The sequence below is a fragment of the Methylobacterium sp. B1 genome (assembly GCF_000333255.1).
In the GTDB taxonomy this organism is placed as follows: domain Bacteria; phylum Pseudomonadota; class Alphaproteobacteria; order Rhizobiales; family Beijerinckiaceae; genus Methylobacterium; species Methylobacterium fujisawaense.
Window position 1 is genome coordinate 1 of sequence record NZ_BACT01000126.1, and the last position, 16066, is coordinate 16066.

Here is a 16066-nt window from a genome sequence, read left to right on the forward strand (position 1 = left end):
CAACATCGCGGCGACCGAATCAGCTTCAGCGACGCGGAACTCGACGCCCTCGATGCGGTGAGCGCCCTGCCGCCGGAATATCCGGGCTGGATGTTCGAGCGCCAGGGCGCCCGGGCGCAGCAGCTCGCGGAATCGGGCCGGCCCGGGGTGCGGTGAGGCGGCTCACGCCGCCTTCCGGCGCTCCGGATAGAGCCCGTACAACCCCTCGGCGCTGGCCTCGCAGATGCCGCGTTCGGTGATGATGCCGGTCACCAGCCGGGCCGGGGTCACGTCGAAGGCGGGATTCGCCACGGGACTGCCGGGGGAGACCACCTCGATCGTGGCGAAGCCGCCATCGGGCAGCCGTCCGGTCATATGGGTGACCTCGCGCCCGTCGCGCTCCTCGATCGGGATCTCCTTGACCCCGTCGTCGAGGGTCCAGTCGATGGTCGAGAACGGCAGGGCGGCGTAGAACGGCACGCCGTTGTCGTGGGCCGCCAGCGCCTTCAGGTAGGTGCCGATCTTGTTGCAGACGTCGCCGCTCGCCGTGGTCCGGTCCGAGCCGACGATGCACAGGTCGACGCCGCCGTGCTGCATGAGGTGGCCGCCGGCATTGTCGGCGATGACCGTGTGCGGCACGCCGTGGCCGTTCAGCTCGAAGGCCGTGAGCGCGGCACCCTGGCTGCGCGGCCGGGTCTCGTCGACCAGGACATGCACCGGCACCCCCCGCTCGTGGGCGGCGTAGATCGGCGCCAGCGCCGTGCCCCAATCCACCGTGGCGAGCCAGCCGGCATTGCAGTGGGTCAGCACGGTGACCGGTCTGTCGCCGCCCTTGGCCCTATGCAGGTCGGCGATGACCTGGCTGCCATGGGCGCCGATGGCGCGGCAGCTCGCCACGTCCTCCTCGGCGATGCGGCCGGCCTCCGCGAAGGCGCGGGCGAAGCGCTCGTCCGGCGCAACCTGCCGCAGGTTGGTGGAGACCCGATCCAGCGCCCAGCGCAGGTTGATGGCGGTCGGACGTGTCGCCGCGAGCGTCGCCACCGCCCGGTCGATCCCGTCGTGGGAGGCATCCGCCCGCATGGCCAGCGCCAGCCCGTAGGCGGCCGTGACGCCGATCAGGGGTGCGCCCCGCACGATCATCGTGCGGATCGCCACCGCGGCGTCCTCCAGCGTGGCGAGGCGCTTCAGCTCGAACGCGAAGGGCAGGCGGGTCTGGTCGATCACCTGGACGCTGACGCCGTCCGGGTCCGGGAAGATCGTGCGGTAGGGCTGGCCGTCGATATTCATGGCCGCTCCTGTGCCACAGCGGGGCGGCTTTTGCATCCTCCCGGGCGGGATCGCGACGGCCCGAGGAGGCCCGGCCGGGCGCCGGTGAGCCTTCCTCAACCTTAGCAGGTCGTTAAGGCGGTCATGCCTAGCCTCGGGCGTAAGTCCCCGTCTTGCGTCCGGTCCCGCATGCGCTCGCTTCGCCGTCCCGCATCGCCCTACGAGACTTTCGTCGACAGCGTTCGCCCCTTCCTGGGCAAGCGCCTGACGGAACTCGGCGGTTTCGTGCTCTTCACCGGCGCGGTCGCGCTGACCGTGGCCCTGGCCACGTGGTCGATCGACGACCCGAGCCTCAACCACGCCACCGACCACGCCGCCCACAACGTCCTCGGCCAGCCGGGCGCCGTCGTGGCCGATCTCGCCATGCAGATCCTGGGCCTGGGCTCCCTGGCCTTCGTGCTGCCGCCGGTCCTCTGGGGCATCCGGCTGATGCGCGAGCGCAACCTGCCCGAGGGCGGCCTGCGCATCGCGCTCTGGATCATCGGCTTCTGCGCCGCCAGTGCGGTGGCGAGCGCGCTCCCGCCGACGACCCGCTGGCCGCTGCCCACCGGCCTCGGCGGCGTGGCCGGCGACGGCCTGCTGTCGATGGCGCGGGTGATCGTCGGGGCGGTCTCGTCCGCGGCGGCCCATCTCGTCGGCTTCGGCTACGCGGCGGTGGCGATCCTCAGCCTGACCGGTGCCTGCCGCTTCGGCGCCGTCGAGGAGGAAAGCCTGCACGACGACCCCTATCCCGTCCGCCGCGCCCCGGCGCGCGGCCGGGAATCGGCCCGCGACGAGCGCGAGGATTCCGACGAGCCGAGCCTCGGCCTCGTGGGTGTCGGCGCCCTGGCGCAGGGGCTGATGGGCCTGCGCGTCGCCGCGGCGGACCGGATCGCGGCATGGCGCGCCGGCCGGGCCGAGCCGATCGACAGTGCCTCGCCGGCCCTCGCGGCCCGGCGCGCCTTCACGGATGCGGATCTGCCCTGGGCCGACCACCTGCCCGAGGGACGGGCGCCGGGGCCGGGTCGGCGCGAGCCGGTCTTCGAGGCGCCCGAGGACGGCCCCCCGGCCACGACCGCCCGCCGAATCGCGGCGCCGCAGGTCGATGCGGAGGACGAGCTGGAGGCGTTCGAGGCGCCGCAGAGCCCGGTCCCGCCGCGCTCCGAACCCACCGCCTCCCGGGTCGCTCCGCCCCCGGCCGCGCCGGTGCCGGCGCGCCGCGCGCCCGCGCCGCCCGTCCGCCCGGAGGATTACGCCCTGCCCGCCCTCGACCTGCTGGCCGCCCCCCGCGGCCCGTCCCAGGCGAGCCTGATCTCGGCGGACGCCCTGGAGCAGAACGCCACGCTCCTCGAGGCGACGCTGGGCGATTTCGGCGTGCGCGGCGACATCCTGGCGGTGCGGCCGGGCCCGGTCGTCACCCTCTACGAGCTGGAGCCGGCACCGGGCACCAAGTCCAGCCGCGTCATCGCGCTCGCCGACGACATCGCCCGGTCGATGTCGGCGGTCTCGGCCCGCGTCGCGGTGGTGCCCGGCCGGAACGCCATCGGCATCGAACTGCCGAACGCCAAGCGCGAGACGGTGTATCTGCGCGAGCTCCTGGCCTCCACGGATTTCGCCGAGAGCAAGCACAAGCTGGCCCTGTGCCTGGGCAAGAACATCGGCGGCGAGCCGATCATCGCCGACCTCGCGCGCATGCCGCACCTGCTGGTGGCCGGCACCACCGGCTCGGGCAAGTCGGTGGCGATCAACACCATGATCCTCAGCCTGCTCTACCGGCTGAAGCCGGAGGAGTGCCGGCTGATCATGGTCGATCCGAAGATGCTGGAGCTGTCGGTCTACGACGGCATCCCGCACCTGCTCTCCCCCGTGGTCACCGACCCCAAGAAGGCGGTGATCGCCCTCAAATGGGCGGTGCGCGAGATGGAGGAGCGCTACAAGAAAATGGCCAAGATCGCCGTCCGGAACATCGACGGCTACAACGCCCGGGTCGCCGAGGCGGCGGCGCGCGGCGAGGTGCTGACCCGGACCGTGCAGACCGGCTTCGACCGCCACACCGGCGAGGCGGTCTACGAGGACGAGGCGATGGATCTGGCGCCGCTGCCGTACATCGTGATCGTGGTCGACGAGATGGCCGACCTGATGATGGTGGCCGGCAAGGACATCGAGGGGGCGATCCAGCGTCTGGCGCAGATGGCGCGGGCGGCGGGCATCCACCTGATCATGGCGACGCAGCGGCCTTCGGTGGACGTGATCACCGGCACGATCAAGGCGAACTTCCCGACCCGGATCAGCTTCCAGGTGACGAGCAAGATCGACTCGCGCACGATCCTGGGTGAGATGGGCGCGGAGCAGCTTCTGGGCCAGGGCGACATGCTGTTCATGGCCGGCGGCGGGCGCACGACCCGGGTGCACGGGCCGTTCTGCTCGGACAGCGAGGTCGAGACCGTCGTGGCGCATCTCAAGCGCCAGGGCCGCCCCAGCTACCTCGACGCCGTCACGGCGGATGACGAGGAGGGCGCGCCCGAGAAGGGCGGCGAACGGGCCGGGAAGGGGAAGGCCGGCGCGGCGGAACTCGAACTCGACGGCGCCGTGTTCGACCAGGGCTCCTTCGGCGAGGCCGGCGGCGATCTCTACGATCAGGCCGTGCAGGTGGTGCTGCGCGACCAGAAGGCGTCGACGAGCTACATCCAGCGCCGCCTGCAGATCGGCTACAACCGCGCCGCCTCGCTCATGGAGCGGATGGAGATCGAGGGCATCGTCGGTCCGGCCAACCATGCCGGCAAGCGCGAGATCCTGGTGGAGGAGGCGGTCGGCTGAGCGTGCGGGCGCCGGTGCCGCCGGTTCCGGTCCGGCGCCCGTCCCAGTCCCCGGCCTCATCCTGATCTCTTGGGGCCGGAATGCCCGGTCCGACAGCCTGCAGCGTCGCGGTCAAAAATTTTCGCTCGGCCTGGAACCCGACCTCCCCCGGCACGTTACGCGCGTGCGAGGCCCGGAAACGGGCTCGCGGTGAGGGCGCCGGACACGGTGTCCGGCGTCGCTTGTAGTCACGTTGCTCGTCGGAGGATGTGGTTATGAGGACTTACGACGTTTCGCCCCTGTTCCGGTCGTCCATCGGGTTCGACCGCCTGTTCGAGCTGCTCAATCAGGCTGAGCGCGTCGAGCCTTCGGCCGCTTGGCCGCCCTACAACATCGAGAAGGTCGCCGAGGACCAGTATCGCATCACCATGGCGGTGGCGGGCTTCACGCCCGAGGAGATCGAGCTGACCCAGCAGGACACCACGCTCCTGGTGTCCGGTCAGAAGGCCGCCCAGGAGGGCGAGAGGCACTACCTCCACCGCGGCATCGCGGCGCGCACCTTCCGCCAGACCTTCAATCTGGCCGAGCACGTGACGGTCGTGGGCGCGTCCCTGGAGAACGGCCTGCTCACCGTCGCGCTGAAGCGCGAGGTGCCGGAGGCGCTCAAGCCCCGCCGCATCGCCATCGGCGGCACGACGGCCGCGTCCGGCCAGGACAACGCCCCGGCTCAGATCGCCCGCGACGCCAAGGCAGCCTGATCGGCGGCCCGGGCCGCGCGTCCGGGCACCCCGTGCCGACACGCATGACATCCCTCACGGGTCCGCGGACCCGCCGCGGGCCTGTTCCCACGACTGCATCGCATGCGCTGGAGAATGGACCATGAGCGTGAGAGATCTGATTCCCTGGAGCCGCAGCACGGCCCCGGCGCCCACCGCCCTGTCGCAGGAGCCGGCCAGCCCGTTCCTGACGCTGCACCGGGAGATGAACCGCCTGTTCGACGACGTGTTCAGCGGGTTCGGCGGCGTGCCGAGCCTCGCGAGCCGCGGCATCGGCTGGCCGCAGGTCGAACTGGTGGAGGCGGACGGGGCGCTGCGCGTCTCCGCCGAGCTTCCCGGCCTCGACGAGAAGGACGTCGAACTCCTCATCGCGGACGGTGTCCTGACCTTGAAGGGCGAGAAGCGTGCCGAGACCACCGACAGGGCGCGCGGCTATTCCGAGCGCAGCTACGGCCGTTTCGAGCGGTCGATCGCCCTCCCCGTGCCGGTGGAGGAGGACAAGGCCGAGGCGACGTTCCGCAACGGCGTGCTCACCGTGACGCTGCCGCGGGCCGCCGAGGCGCCGGAACGCCGTCGGCGCATCGCGATCAACGCTACCGGCGCGCCGGCCGCCAAGCACTGAGCCGGCTTTGGATCGACCTTGCCTGCGGCCGCCCCGGCGGCCGCAGACCTGAACGCATGATGCGGCCGCCGGTGCGTCCCGATCAACGTGCCGGCTGCCCCTGCCTTTGCTCACGACGAGGAGGGTTGCATGCAGCCGATCGATACGACGTCCATCCATCCCGAGATCGAGCGCCTCGGTCCGGTGGCGGCCGCCACCCTGAGACCGCAGGCGGTCGAGCCGTTCGACGCCTTCGTGGCGCCGGGCGACGTCTTCCGGCATCCCCGAGAGGTGCTGCGCTATCCGGGCCTGTCGCACGCCGAGAAGCGGGCGATCCTGGCCTCCTGGGCCTCCGACGCACGGGCGGTCGAGTCCTGTCCGGCGCTGCGCTGCTTGCCCGGTTGCCGGGCCGAGCCCGTGCCGCTCGACGCGATCCTGGACGCGCTCCAGGCGCTCGACGAGGGTTCGGCCCCGCCCGTCTCTCCGGCGCCGCCCAAGCCGCTCTTCCCCGCGGCGTTCACCCGCCGCTGGCGGCGCGGTCCGACCGGGCGCGAGCCTCAGCTGAACTGAGCCGGAGGCGTCCGATGGCAACCTTCGACCTGAGGGGTGGGCACAGGCGCGTATCCCGGTTGCGGCATGGCCGGCGTGGCGGGCCGGTGCAGGCGACCGACTGGGCTGTGCTGGGCCGCTGGATCCTGTCCGCCGCGCTGTGCGTCGCTTTGGCCGCGCTCTGCCCGTCACCGGCCCTGCCCTGGGTGCTGGCCGTGCTGCTGAGCCTGTCGGGCTTCGTGTGGCTCGGTCTTGCGATCACGCAGGCCGGGCCGCCGGCCAAAACCCCGCATCTGACTGCCTGGGACGCCGCGCTGCTCTCGTTCGCGGCGAGCTTCGGCGTGCAATCGGCGGCGCGGCTCGGTCTCTTCGGCGGCTGAGCGCGCCTCAACAGGGAGGCAACCATGCAGGATCGTACGATCGGACTCGGAGACGACACGCCGCTCGCGGGCGCAACGAGGCGCGCTGGCCGCCGGGCGCCGATCCGCCACGGCGGGCGCTCGGTCGAGACATCCGGCCCCGCCCGGGCCGAGAGGGGCGGCCTCGCCGTCGAGCGGGCGACGCCTCCGGAGATCGCGGCGCCGATGGGCCGGACCGGCGAGACCGGCACGCCCGCCACGGAGGAGGCGCTGACAGGCCCGACAGGGGAGCGGGCGGCAGCCTCTGCCGCGGGCCGGAGCCGCGCCGACAGGCCCGCGCCCGACCCGGCGGACCGACGCGGTCGGCCAGGCACTGTGCGGGTCTGGCGCTCGAACCGGGACGCGGCGCCCGTGCAGGTCCGCGCGACGGCGCAGGGTCGTTCCGCGGACGATCGCGTGCCCGAGGGGCTGCCGGATCTGGAGCGAGCCCTGGTCAACCCGGCCGCGGTGTTCGCCACGCCGGCCGCGGTCCTCGATCATCCCCGGCTGCTGCCCAGCTGCAAGCGCGAAATCCTGCGGCGCTGGGCGTGGGACGAGTACCTGAAGGAGGTCGCCGCCGCCGAGGGCATGGCCGATGGCGAGCCGTCCCGGCTCGACGCCGTGACGGTTGCCCTACTGGCGCTCGGCGAGACGCGGCGTCCGCATCCCGCCGCGCCGGCCGCCGCGATCCCCGGCCTGCGGGGACGTCCGCAGGCCGCGTGAGGCCGGAGCCGGCCGTCAGACCGGATCGGCCGGTCCCGGATCGATCCAGGCTTCGGCCCTCGGGGCGCTGCGGCCCGGCGGTGTGCGCCCTGACGGAGGCGTGAGGCTGGCGCGACGCGCCCTCACACCACCGAGAACCGGAACTCCGTCGTCGCCGCGAAGGTCTCGCCCGGCCGCAGGACCGCGGAGGGAAAGGCCGGCTGGTTCGGCGCGTCCGGAAAGCCCTGCGTCTCGAAGCAGACGCCATCCCCGGACCGGTAGATGCGTCCGGAGGGCCCGATCAGCCGCCCGTCGAGATTGTTGCCGCTGTAGAGCTGCAGCGCCGGCTGCGTGGTCCAGACGTCGAGCCGGCGCCCGCTGCCGGGGGCGATGCAGGTGGCGGCCGGCCGCAGCGTCCCTGCGGCCCCGCGCAGGACGAAGGTGTGATCGTAGCCCTTGGCGTAGGCGAGCTGCGGGTCCCCCTCGCGGATCCGGGTCTTCAGGGCCCGGGGCGTGCGGAAGTCGAACGGCGTCCCGGCGACCGGCTGGAGCGCGCCGGTGGGGATCTGGGTCGCGTCCGTCGGCGCGAATGCGTCCGCTTCGACCTGCACGATGTGGCCGAGGACGCTGCCCGTCCCCTCGCCGGCGAGGTTGAAGTAGCTGTGGTTGGTGAGGTTCACGACCGTCGGCCGGTCGGTGACGGCGGCGTAATCGATGCGCAGCACGCCGTCCTCGGGAAGGCTGTACGTCACGCGGACATCGAGGGTGCCGGGAAATCCCTCTTCCCCGTCCGGGGAGCGGCGGCTCAGGACGAGGCGCGTCGCCTCGGAGAGGTCCGCCCGCCACAGGCGCCGGCCGAAATTGTCCGGGCCGCCGTGGAGGGTGTTGGGCGCCTCGTTCACAGGCAGGCGATAGCTCTGCCCGTCGAGGCTGAAGCGCCCGCCCGCGATGCGGTTGGCGTAGCGGCCGACGATGGCGCCGAAGCTCGGGCTCAGCGTCTCGTAGGCCGCGAGGGTGTCGAGGCCGAAGACGACGTTGGCCGAATGGCCGGCGCGGTCGGGCACCTCGATCGCCGTGACGGCCGCGCCGAAATCGATGATGGCGACGCGCAGACCGTCCCGGCTCAGGACATGGCGGGTGACCGGCCGGCCATCCGCGGTGGTGCCGAACGCTTCGGCCGGCATCGGTCTAGCGCTTCCAGACGCCGAGCCGTTCGCTCCGGGCGTGATCTTCGGCCGCGACCATTCGGGGCTCGCCTCCGGCGAGGCGCGACCGCCACCGTTGAACAGCACCACCTCGGAGAGGTCGCGCCCGTCCACGAGGCAATTCATGGTCGTGCTGCCGGGGGCGGGCTGGCAGGTCACCGGCCGGTTGCCGATGTACCGGGCCAACTCCTCCGCCTGACCGCCGCGCACCCATTCGACGCCGAACAGATGCACGACCTTGCCGCCGACCTTGAGGGTCGCGGTATCGATGACTTGGGCCTGTCCCGTCACGGCATTCGGCGGCAGCGGCGCGTCGGGCTCGGACTCGCCTCCGGTTTCGGGGGGCGGCGTGACCGTGTCGGGGGCTGCCGCCGGGGCGCCGGAGGAGGGATTGTTCGGGGTGGCGCCGTTCGGGGCCTCCGTTCGGGGCGCGGCCGGGGCCGCGGGACGCGCGGGATCGGGCGCACGGCCCTCCAGGACGAGGCCCGCGGCGATCACCGCCGCCAGGGTGCCGGCACTGGCGCCCAGGAGCAGGCGGCGCTGCCGGCGTGCGCCCTCGTCCGCGCCGTCTCCGCCGCGGCCGAACCGGTCGCGCAGACGGCCGAAGCCGTCACGGAGGGACTCTCCGACGCGGCCGGGGCCGCTGTTCCAGGCCGTTGCCGGATCGACCCCCGGGCTCGCCCCCGTGGCCGCGTCGGTCCGGACCGTCGCGGGACGGGCGAACCGGCCGCGCAGGCTCGTCCGCAGGGTGGCGAACCGGCCGGCGGCGCTCTGCGCCAGAACCCGACCCTGCTCGGAGGAGCGCTCCGCCAGGGAGCGGGCCCGTTCGGACTGGGTTTCGACGAAGCGCGCGGTGGCGGCCTTCATCTCGTAGGCGCCGCTCAGCAGGGACGAATCGCGGGCCTCGTCGGCGGCCTCCGGCGCCGATTCGGGTTCGGGCTCGGGCGGCAGGAACAGGGCCGGATGCCGGGCGCGCAGGTCCGCCACGAGATCCACGAGGGTCATCGGCTCGGACGTGTCGTCCCGCAGGCGCACGGCACCGTGTCGATCGAGCACGCGGAGGCCGGTTCCCGCCTCATCGGGGGTGCAGGCGGCCTCGGCCAGGAGCTCGAGGGTCCGGACCGCCACGGGGCGCGGGCGCGCCCGCGCGATCTCGGCCCGGATTGCCTCGCGCAGGGCGAGGCGGCCGGGACCGTCGAGGGCCGGACGCGCCGGCTCCGCCGCCTGTTTCCCCACCACCATCGAAGACGTCATACACCCGATCCCGGCATCACCGCGCGCGGCGTGAAGGAGGCCCGGCCGTGCCTCCCGACGAAGCCCGCCCGGGGCGCCTCACGGAACGCCCGAGCACCGGGACCGATCCCATGACGCACCACCTCGCACGCCCCTGCCCGCCGCGAGGCGGCGGACCATGATCCGGGGCTCTTACGCCTTGCCGGGCGAAGCGGCCAGGGTTCCGGCCTGGATGCTCCGCCGCAGGACGCGACCGGTCTCGCCGAGGATGTAGGGTCGCGTGCCCGCGAAGCCGACCTCCAAGATCAGCTCGGCCTCGCCGCTGGAGACGGCGCCGCGCCCCGGATTGGCGGTGCGGAAATCGACGATCGTGCGGATCGTACAGGTCTCGGCATCGCAGGCGGCGCGCATCGCCCGCGGCTCGTAGCGACGCTCGGGCCAGCGCTGCACGAAGCTGCGCTTCTCGGCCACGAGGCCCGCCGTGGTGATCGGCCGCCCATAGAAGCGCACGCGGGTCGCGTAGAACCGGGTCGCGGCATCGACCATCGTGTCGCTCGAACCCGAGACGGTGGCGAGGTAGCTCGTGGCCAGCGCCCGGGCGGCGGCGGCGCGCTCGGCCGAGACGCCGGATGCCGGGACCATCGCGGCCGGCGTCTCGGCGAGCCGGTGCTGAGGGCGCGCGTGATGGTGCAGGGATTCCCGGACCGGCGGGCGCTCCAGGGCGGCGGCCCGCTTCGGTCCCGGCCCCCGCGTCGCCGCAGCCTTCGGCAGGGCATCCTCCCCCGGTTCCGGTCTGGCGGCCTGCCGGAGCGGCTCGGCGCCGCGCCCGCCTTCGGGCGGGGCTTTCGCCTGAGCGGTGACGGGCTCCTGGGTCTGAGGGCCTGCGGCTTTGAGCGGGGCCTTCGGGGCAGCCGCAACGGGCGCGGCCGCCCGCGGGGGCGGATCCACCCAGCCGCCCCCGCCTGCAGCACCCGGCTGCTGGGCCGCGGCAGAGCCCACGATGGCGAGCGGCAGGACCAAGCCCAGGACGAGGGCCTGGGGACGGGTGGGACGTGTGGCGGGCATCGGTGCCTTCCTGGCGGCCGGGGCGGACTGAGAGAGAACGCGCCTGCGTGAGTGCGAGGTTCCACGGGGGCTTCGGGCGCGCGTCACATCCTGCCCGACTGCGCGGCGGCGACCAGCCCTGGATTGCGGGGATGATGGGGTTGCGTTCGTGCGTTTGGGTACCAAGTCGGGGACAGTCTCGGCCTTTCGCCGTTCCCGCGTTCCCCTGGCACCCCCTTGCCGCCGTGCACCGAGGATCCCTTGGCCCGACCTGAGACCGAAACGCTGTCCGGCACCCGTCCCGGACGCACACGATGAGCACGCGCCAGCGCCGGGCCCTGCTGATCTGTAACGCCAAGGCCCGCAATGGCGCCCTGGATCTCGACGAGGTGCGCGCCATCCTGCGGGAGGGCGGGATCGAGCCGGAGGAGCCGTCGCCGGAGGCCGATTGCCGGGATGTCATCCGCGACCGCGCCGGCGCGGTCGACCTCGTGATTCTCGGCGGCGGCGACGGCACCATGAACTACGCCGCCCCGGCTCTGGTGGAGGCCGGCCTGCCCTTCGCCATCCTGCCGCTTGGCACGGCCAACGACCTCGCCCGCTCCCTCAACCTGCCGCTGGATCCCCTGGCGGCCGCCCGCTTCATCCCCGCCGCCGAGGCGCGGCCGGTGGATCTCGGCTGGGTCAACGGTCACTACTACTTCAACGTGGCGAGCATCGGCTTCTCCGCCGAACTCGCCGGCGAACTCACGGCGGAATCCAAGAAGACCTGGGGCGTGCTCGGTTACGCGGTCGCGGCTGTCCGCGTGCTGCGCCGTGTCCGGCCCTTCACCGTGACGATCGAGCATGACGGCACGGTGGAGAAGGTCACCACGATCCAGGTCTCGGTGGGCAATGGCCGCCACTACGGCGGCGGCATGACCGTCGAGGAGATGGCCGCGGTGGATGACGGCAAGCTGGATTTCTACAGCCTGGAGATCGATCACTGGTGGCGGCTCATCACGCTGCTCCCGGCGCTTCGGCGGGGCACGCATGGACGGGCGGCCGACGTGCGGGCGTTCCACGCGCAGGAGATCCGCCTCTCCACCCGCAGACCCCGGCCGGTGAACACCGACGGCGAGCTGACCACGCACACGCCCGCCCACTTCAAGGTCTTCCCGCAGATTCTGCGGGTGCTGGCCCCCGAGCCGGTGCGCGGCCCCAGCCCGTTCGACCTGACCACCCTGGGCAGCCGCTTGTTCCCGACCAGTGAGGCCCCCAGCCTGTGACCGACCTGCTCCAACTCGCGAGCCAGCCGGCCGTCTGGGCCGCCCTCGCCACCCTGGTGGTGATGGAGGTGGTGCTCGGGATCGACAACCTGATCTTCATCTCGATCCTGACCAACAAGCTGCCGGCCGACCAGCAGACCCGGGCGCGGCGTATCGGCATCGGGCTCGCGCTGATCCTGCGGCTGGGGCTGCTCGGCACCGTGGCGTTCATCGTGCAGCTGACCGAACCGGTCTTCGCGGTGCTCGGCCAGGCTTTCTCCTGGCGCGACCTGATCCTGATCGGCGGCGGCCTGTTCCTGCTGTGGAAGGCCACCAAGGAGATCCACCACACGGTGGATCCGGAGCCCGAGACGGACAGGCCGACCGGGGGCAGCCTGGGCTTCGGCGCGGCGATCGGCCAGATCCTGCTCCTCGACCTCGTCTTCTCCGTCGACTCGATCATCACCGCGGTGGGCATGACCGAGCACGTGCCGGTGATGATGGTGGCGGTGGTGGCCGCCGTGGTGGTGATGCTGGTCGCCGCCGAGCCGCTCTCGGCCTTCATCGCCCGAAACCCCAGCGTGGTGATGCTGGCGCTCGGCTTCCTGATCATGATCGGCATGACGCTGATCGCCGAGGGGTTCGGCGCGCATGTGCAGAAGGGCTACGTCTACACGGCCATGGCCTTCTCGGCCGGCGTCGAGAGCCTCAACATGCTGGCCCGCCGGCGCCGCCGTCCCGCCCGGGACGGCGTCCCCGCGTCGACCGGGCCGGCGCGGCGCGCCTGAGGCGGAGCGACCGTCATGTGGATCCGCGCAGCCCTCCTCCTGCTGCTCCCCGCCGCCGCACATGCCGAGACGAGACCGATGGCACCCGATCCGACGGTCCTGCACGACCTCGCCCCCACAGGCACGCTCCGGGCGGCGATCAATCTCGGCAACCCGGTGCTCGCTCAGGGAGGCCCGGACGGGCCCGCGGGGGTCTCGGTGGATCTGGCCCGGGCCCTGGCGGCGCGGCTCGGGGTGCCGGTGGCGTTCATCACCTATCCGGGAGCGGGCGCGGTTTCGGGCTCGGCGGGCTCCGGAACCTGGGACATCTGCTTCCTGGCGATCGACCCCAAGCGCGCCGAGGGGATCAGCTTCACCGAGCCCTACGTGCTGATCGCCGGCAGCTACCTCGTGCCGGCCGCCTCGCCGCTCCGGTCCCCGGAGGCGGTGGATCGCGACGGCGTACGCGTCTCGGTGGGGCGCGGCAGCGCCTACGACCTGTTCCTGACCCGCGCCCTGACGCACGCGGCCCTGGTGCGGGCACCGACCTCGGCCGAGGCGGTGACGGCCTTCGTGCGGGACGGGTTGGAGGTGGCGGCGGGCGTGCATCAGCCGCTGGCCGCCTACGCGGCGGCGCATCCGGAGGTGCGATTGCTGCCGGGGCACTTCATGGAGATCCCGCAGGCCATGGGCCTGCCGGTCGGACGCGCGGCCGGGGCCGCCTACCTCGCCGCGTTCATCGCGCAGGCGAAGCGGGACGGACTGGTGCGGCGCGGTCTGGAAGCCAGCGGGCAGGACCCGGAGTTGGCGGCGCCTTGAGGGGCGTCACGCGGCGCGCTGAGGCCTTCGTCAACCCGGCGCTGTGACAGAGGCCCGGCAGAGCCGTCTTCGCCCTGGAATCCGCTGACCTCACCCGTGCCCTCATCCTGAGGTGCCCGCGTCGGCGGGCCTCGAAGGAGGGCACCCAGGATCGCCCGGCTGGCGGGAGCTCTCCTTCGAGGCCTCCGCTGCGCTCCGGCACCTCAGGATGAGGATGGAGGGTGGGATGGAGTCGATTCCCGATGGGATCGGCAGATCGACGCCTCACACCACCAGGTTCACGATCCGCCCCGGCACGACGATGACCTTGCGGGGCGCCTTGCCCTCCAGGACCTTCTGGACTGCCTCCAGCGCCAGGGTCGCGGCCTCCACAGCCTTGGCGTCGGCATCGCGCGGCACGGTGACGTCCGCACGCTTCTTGCCGTTGATCTGGACCGGCAAGGTGATCTCGTCCTCGACGAGGAGCCCCGCCTCGGTCTCGGGCCAGGGCGCCTGGGCCACGAGGCCGCCGCGGCCGAGGACGGACCAGCACTCCTCGGCGAGGTGCGGCATCATCGGGGCGATGAGCTGGACCAGGATGCCGGCGGCCTCCCGCGCCGCTTGTCCCGAGACCGGCCCGCGCAGGCCATCCTCCAGGGCGTTGGCCAGGGTGTAGATGTGGGCGACGCAGCGGTTGAAGCGCAGGCGCTCGATATCGTCCTGCACGGAGGCCAGCGCCCGGTGGGCGGCCTTGCGCAGGGGCAGGTCCGCGGCGCCGTCGCCGGTCGCCTGCACGGCCGCGTTGACCAGCCGCCAGACCTTCTGGACGAAGCGGGCCGCGCCCTGCACGCCCTCCTCGGTCCAGATCACGTCGCGCTCCGGCGGCGAGTCGGAGAGCATGAACCAGCGCGCCGTGTCGGCCCCATAGCTCGCGATGATGTCGTCGGGGTCGACCACGTTCTTCTTCGACTTCGACATCTTCTCGATGGCGCCGATCGTGATCGGCGCCTGAGTTTTCACGTGAAACGCGCGGCGCTCGCCCTCCTCCGTGGCGAAGCGGATCTCGGCCGGGGGCACCCAGGCGCCGGCCGCGTCCTTGTAGGTTTCGTGGACGACCATGCCCTGCGTGAACAGGCCGGCGAAGGGCTCGGAGACGCCGGCCCAGCCGGTCTCGCGCATCGCCCGCATGAAGAACCGGGCGTAGAGCAGGTGCAGGATCGCGTGCTCGATGCCGCCGATATACTGGTCCACCGCCAGCCAGCGATCGACCACGGCGCGGTCGGTGGGCGCGTCCGTGAGCCAGGGCGCGGTGAAGCGGGCGTAGTACCAGGACGAATCGACGAACGTGTCCATCGTGTCGGTCTCGCGCCGGGCCGGCGCGCCGCATTGCGGGCAGGGCACGTTCCGCCACGCCGCGTCGCGCTCCAGCGGGTTGCCGGGCTGATCGAAGGAGACGTCCTCGGGGAGCTTCACCGGCAGGTCGGACACCGGAACCGGGACCGGGCCGCAGGACTCGCAGTGGATGATCGGGATCGGGCAGCCCCAGTAGCGCTGGCGGGAGACGCCCCAGTCGCGCAGGCGGAACTGGACCTTGCGCTTGGCGATCCCCTCCCCTTCCAGGCGCCGCGCCACGGCCTCGAAGGCCTCCCCGGTGCTCATGCCGTCGAGGAAGCGCGAATTGATCATCCGCCCGTCCTCGACATAGGCGGTGTCGGTGATGACGAAGGTCGCCGGATCCTGCCCCTCGGGACAGACCACCGGCGTGTTGCCGAGCCCGTACTTGTTCGAAAAATCGAGGTCGCGCTGGTCGTGCGCCGGGCAGCCGAACACCGCGCCGGTGCCGTATTCCATCAGCACGAAATTCGCCACGTAGACCGGCAGCGTCCAGGACGGGTCCAGGGGATGGCGGACGGTGAGGCCGGTGTCGAAGCCGAGTTTTTCCGCCGTGTCGATCGCCGCCTGGGCCGTACCCGTGCGCCGGCATTCTTCGATGAAGGCCTGGAGAGCGGGGTTTGTTGCGGCAACCGCTGCCGCCAGCGGATGATCGGCGGCCACGGCGAGGAACTTGGCGCCGAACAGGGTGTCGGGCCGCGTGGTGTAGACCTTGATGTCACGGAGGACCCCATCCGCCGCACGTTGGGCAGCTGCGGCGTGGGCATCCGGCACAAGAGCGAAAAGAACCTCCAGGCCCTCCGAGCGGCCGATCCAGTTCTTCTGCATCAGCCGGACCTTCTCCGGCCAGCGGTCCAGCCCGTCCAGCGCGGTCAGCAGGTCCTCGGCGAAATCGGTGATCTTGAAGAACCACTGGGTCAGCTCGCGCTGCTCCACCAGGGCGCCGGAGCGCCAGCCGCGCCCGTCGATCACCTGCTCGTTGGCGAGCACGGTGTGGTCCACCGGGTCCCAGTTCACCTTGGCGGTGCGGCGGGTCACGAGGCCCTTCGCCAAGAAATCCAGGAACATGCGCTGCTGATGCTTGTAATAGTCGGGATCGCAGGTCGCGATCTCCCGGCTCCAGTCCAGCGACAGGCCCATGGCCTTCAACTGGTCGCGCATCGACGCGATGTTGGCGTAGGTCCAGTCCCGCGGGTTGACCTTGCGCTCCATGGCGGCGTTCTCGGCCGGCAGGCCGAAGGCGTCCCAGCCCATAGGGTGCAGCACGTTGAAGC

At 72.3% G+C, this 16066-nt stretch carries 13 protein-coding genes; 9 read left to right on the forward strand and 4 right to left on the reverse strand.

Features of this window, described 5'->3' with window-relative positions; all coding sequences use genetic code 11:
- Positions 1-162 precede the first annotated feature (162 nt).
- Entirely contained in the window at positions 163-1266 is a 1104-nt protein-coding gene (gene mtnA / locus I53_RS03755; protein ID WP_043346823.1) for an S-methyl-5-thioribose-1-phosphate isomerase, read from the reverse strand.
- Positions 1267-1434: 168 nt separating this feature from the next.
- Here mtnA and I53_RS03760 point away from each other — a divergent pair, with 168 nt between their 5' ends.
- The 6 genes from I53_RS03760 (at position 1435) to I53_RS03785 (ending at position 7127) form a co-directional block, all read left to right on the forward strand.
- The gene (locus I53_RS03760) at positions 1435-4101 is read left to right on the forward strand and encodes a DNA translocase FtsK (RefSeq protein WP_043346824.1); all 2667 of its coding nucleotides are present in this window, start codon (positions 1435-1437) and stop codon (positions 4099-4101) included.
- A 254-nt stretch (positions 4102-4355) separates the two neighbouring features.
- Positions 4356-4838 carry an Hsp20 family protein gene (locus I53_RS03765; RefSeq protein WP_043346827.1) on the forward strand — a complete coding sequence of 161 codons (483 nt, stop codon included), beginning with the start codon at positions 4356-4358 and terminating at the stop codon, positions 4836-4838.
- 121 nt (positions 4839-4959) lie between these two features.
- Positions 4960-5478 carry an Hsp20/alpha crystallin family protein gene (locus I53_RS03770; protein WP_043346830.1) on the forward strand — a complete coding sequence of 173 codons (519 nt, stop codon included), beginning with the start codon at positions 4960-4962 and terminating at the stop codon, positions 5476-5478.
- Between the two features lie 129 nt (positions 5479-5607).
- Entirely contained in the window at positions 5608-6027 is a 420-nt protein-coding gene (locus I53_RS03775) for a hypothetical protein (RefSeq protein ID WP_043346832.1), read from the forward strand.
- 14 nt (positions 6028-6041) lie between these two features.
- Positions 6042-6386 carry a hypothetical protein gene (locus tag I53_RS03780; protein WP_043346834.1) on the forward strand — a complete coding sequence of 115 codons (345 nt, stop codon included), beginning with the start codon at positions 6042-6044 and terminating at the stop codon, positions 6384-6386.
- A gap of 24 nt (positions 6387-6410) precedes the next feature.
- Entirely contained in the window at positions 6411-7127 is a 717-nt protein-coding gene (locus I53_RS03785; RefSeq protein WP_043346836.1) for a hypothetical protein, read from the forward strand.
- A 122-nt stretch (positions 7128-7249) separates the two neighbouring features.
- Here the strand turns inward: I53_RS03785 and I53_RS03790 are convergent, their stop codons facing one another.
- Together I53_RS03790 and I53_RS03800 are read right to left on the reverse strand one after the other, a co-directional pair.
- Positions 7250-8290: an aldose epimerase family protein gene (locus tag I53_RS03790; protein WP_043346837.1), complete on the reverse strand. Its 1041-nt coding sequence runs from the start codon at positions 8288-8290 to the stop codon at positions 7250-7252.
- A gap of 1446 nt (positions 8291-9736) precedes the next feature.
- On the reverse strand, positions 9737-10609 hold the full coding sequence (locus tag I53_RS03800; RefSeq protein ID WP_043346839.1) for a hypothetical protein: 873 nt from the start codon (positions 10607-10609) through the stop codon (positions 9737-9739).
- Positions 10610-10902: 293 nt separating this feature from the next.
- Between I53_RS03800 and I53_RS03805 the strand changes: the two genes are divergently transcribed.
- From I53_RS03805 to I53_RS03815, 3 genes are read left to right on the forward strand one after another with little or no spacing between them, the layout of a single operon-like run.
- Complete coding sequence (locus I53_RS03805; protein WP_043346841.1) at positions 10903-11856, forward strand: lipid kinase; 954 nt, start codon at positions 10903-10905, stop codon at positions 11854-11856.
- Entirely contained in the window at positions 11853-12623 is a 771-nt protein-coding gene (locus tag I53_RS03810; protein WP_043346844.1) for a TerC family protein, read from the forward strand. Before I53_RS03805 ends, I53_RS03810 begins: the two co-directional genes overlap by 4 nt.
- A 15-nt stretch (positions 12624-12638) precedes the next feature.
- Positions 12639-13421 (forward strand): ABC transporter substrate-binding protein, encoded by a 783-nt coding sequence (locus I53_RS03815; RefSeq protein WP_083935960.1) that lies wholly within the window; start codon positions 12639-12641, stop codon positions 13419-13421.
- Between the two features lie 264 nt (positions 13422-13685).
- Here I53_RS03815 and leuS read toward each other — a convergent pair.
- On the reverse strand, positions 13686-16066 hold a 2381-nt coding region (leuS, locus tag I53_RS03820), incomplete at its 5' end, for a leucine--tRNA ligase (RefSeq protein WP_043346849.1).

Excerpts from the sequence above, each read along its gene's own strand:
- I53_RS03785 (WP_043346836.1), top strand. The coding sequence starts at position 6,411 with ATGCAGGATCGTACGATCGGACTCGGAGACGACACGCCGCTCGCGGGC.
- I53_RS03770 (WP_043346830.1), top strand. The coding sequence starts at position 4,960 with ATGAGCGTGAGAGATCTGATTCCCTGGAGCCGCAGCACGGCCCCGGCG.
- I53_RS03760 (WP_043346824.1), top strand. The coding sequence starts at position 1,435 with ATGCGCTCGCTTCGCCGTCCCGCATCGCCCTACGAGACTTTCGTCGAC.
- I53_RS03765 (WP_043346827.1), top strand. The coding sequence starts at position 4,356 with ATGAGGACTTACGACGTTTCGCCCCTGTTCCGGTCGTCCATCGGGTTC.
- I53_RS03780 (WP_043346834.1), top strand. The coding sequence starts at position 6,042 with ATGGCAACCTTCGACCTGAGGGGTGGGCACAGGCGCGTATCCCGGTTG.
- mtnA (WP_043346823.1), bottom strand. The coding sequence starts at position 1,266 with ATGAATATCGACGGCCAGCCCTACCGCACGATCTTCCCGGACCCGGAC.
- I53_RS03815 (WP_083935960.1), top strand. The coding sequence starts at position 12,639 with ATGTGGATCCGCGCAGCCCTCCTCCTGCTGCTCCCCGCCGCCGCACAT.
- I53_RS03805 (WP_043346841.1), top strand. The coding sequence starts at position 10,903 with ATGAGCACGCGCCAGCGCCGGGCCCTGCTGATCTGTAACGCCAAGGCC.
- I53_RS03790 (WP_043346837.1), bottom strand. The coding sequence starts at position 8,290 with ATGCCGGCCGAAGCGTTCGGCACCACCGCGGATGGCCGGCCGGTCACC.
- I53_RS03775 (WP_043346832.1), top strand. The coding sequence starts at position 5,608 with ATGCAGCCGATCGATACGACGTCCATCCATCCCGAGATCGAGCGCCTC.
- I53_RS03800 (WP_043346839.1), bottom strand. The coding sequence starts at position 10,609 with ATGCCCGCCACACGTCCCACCCGTCCCCAGGCCCTCGTCCTGGGCTTG.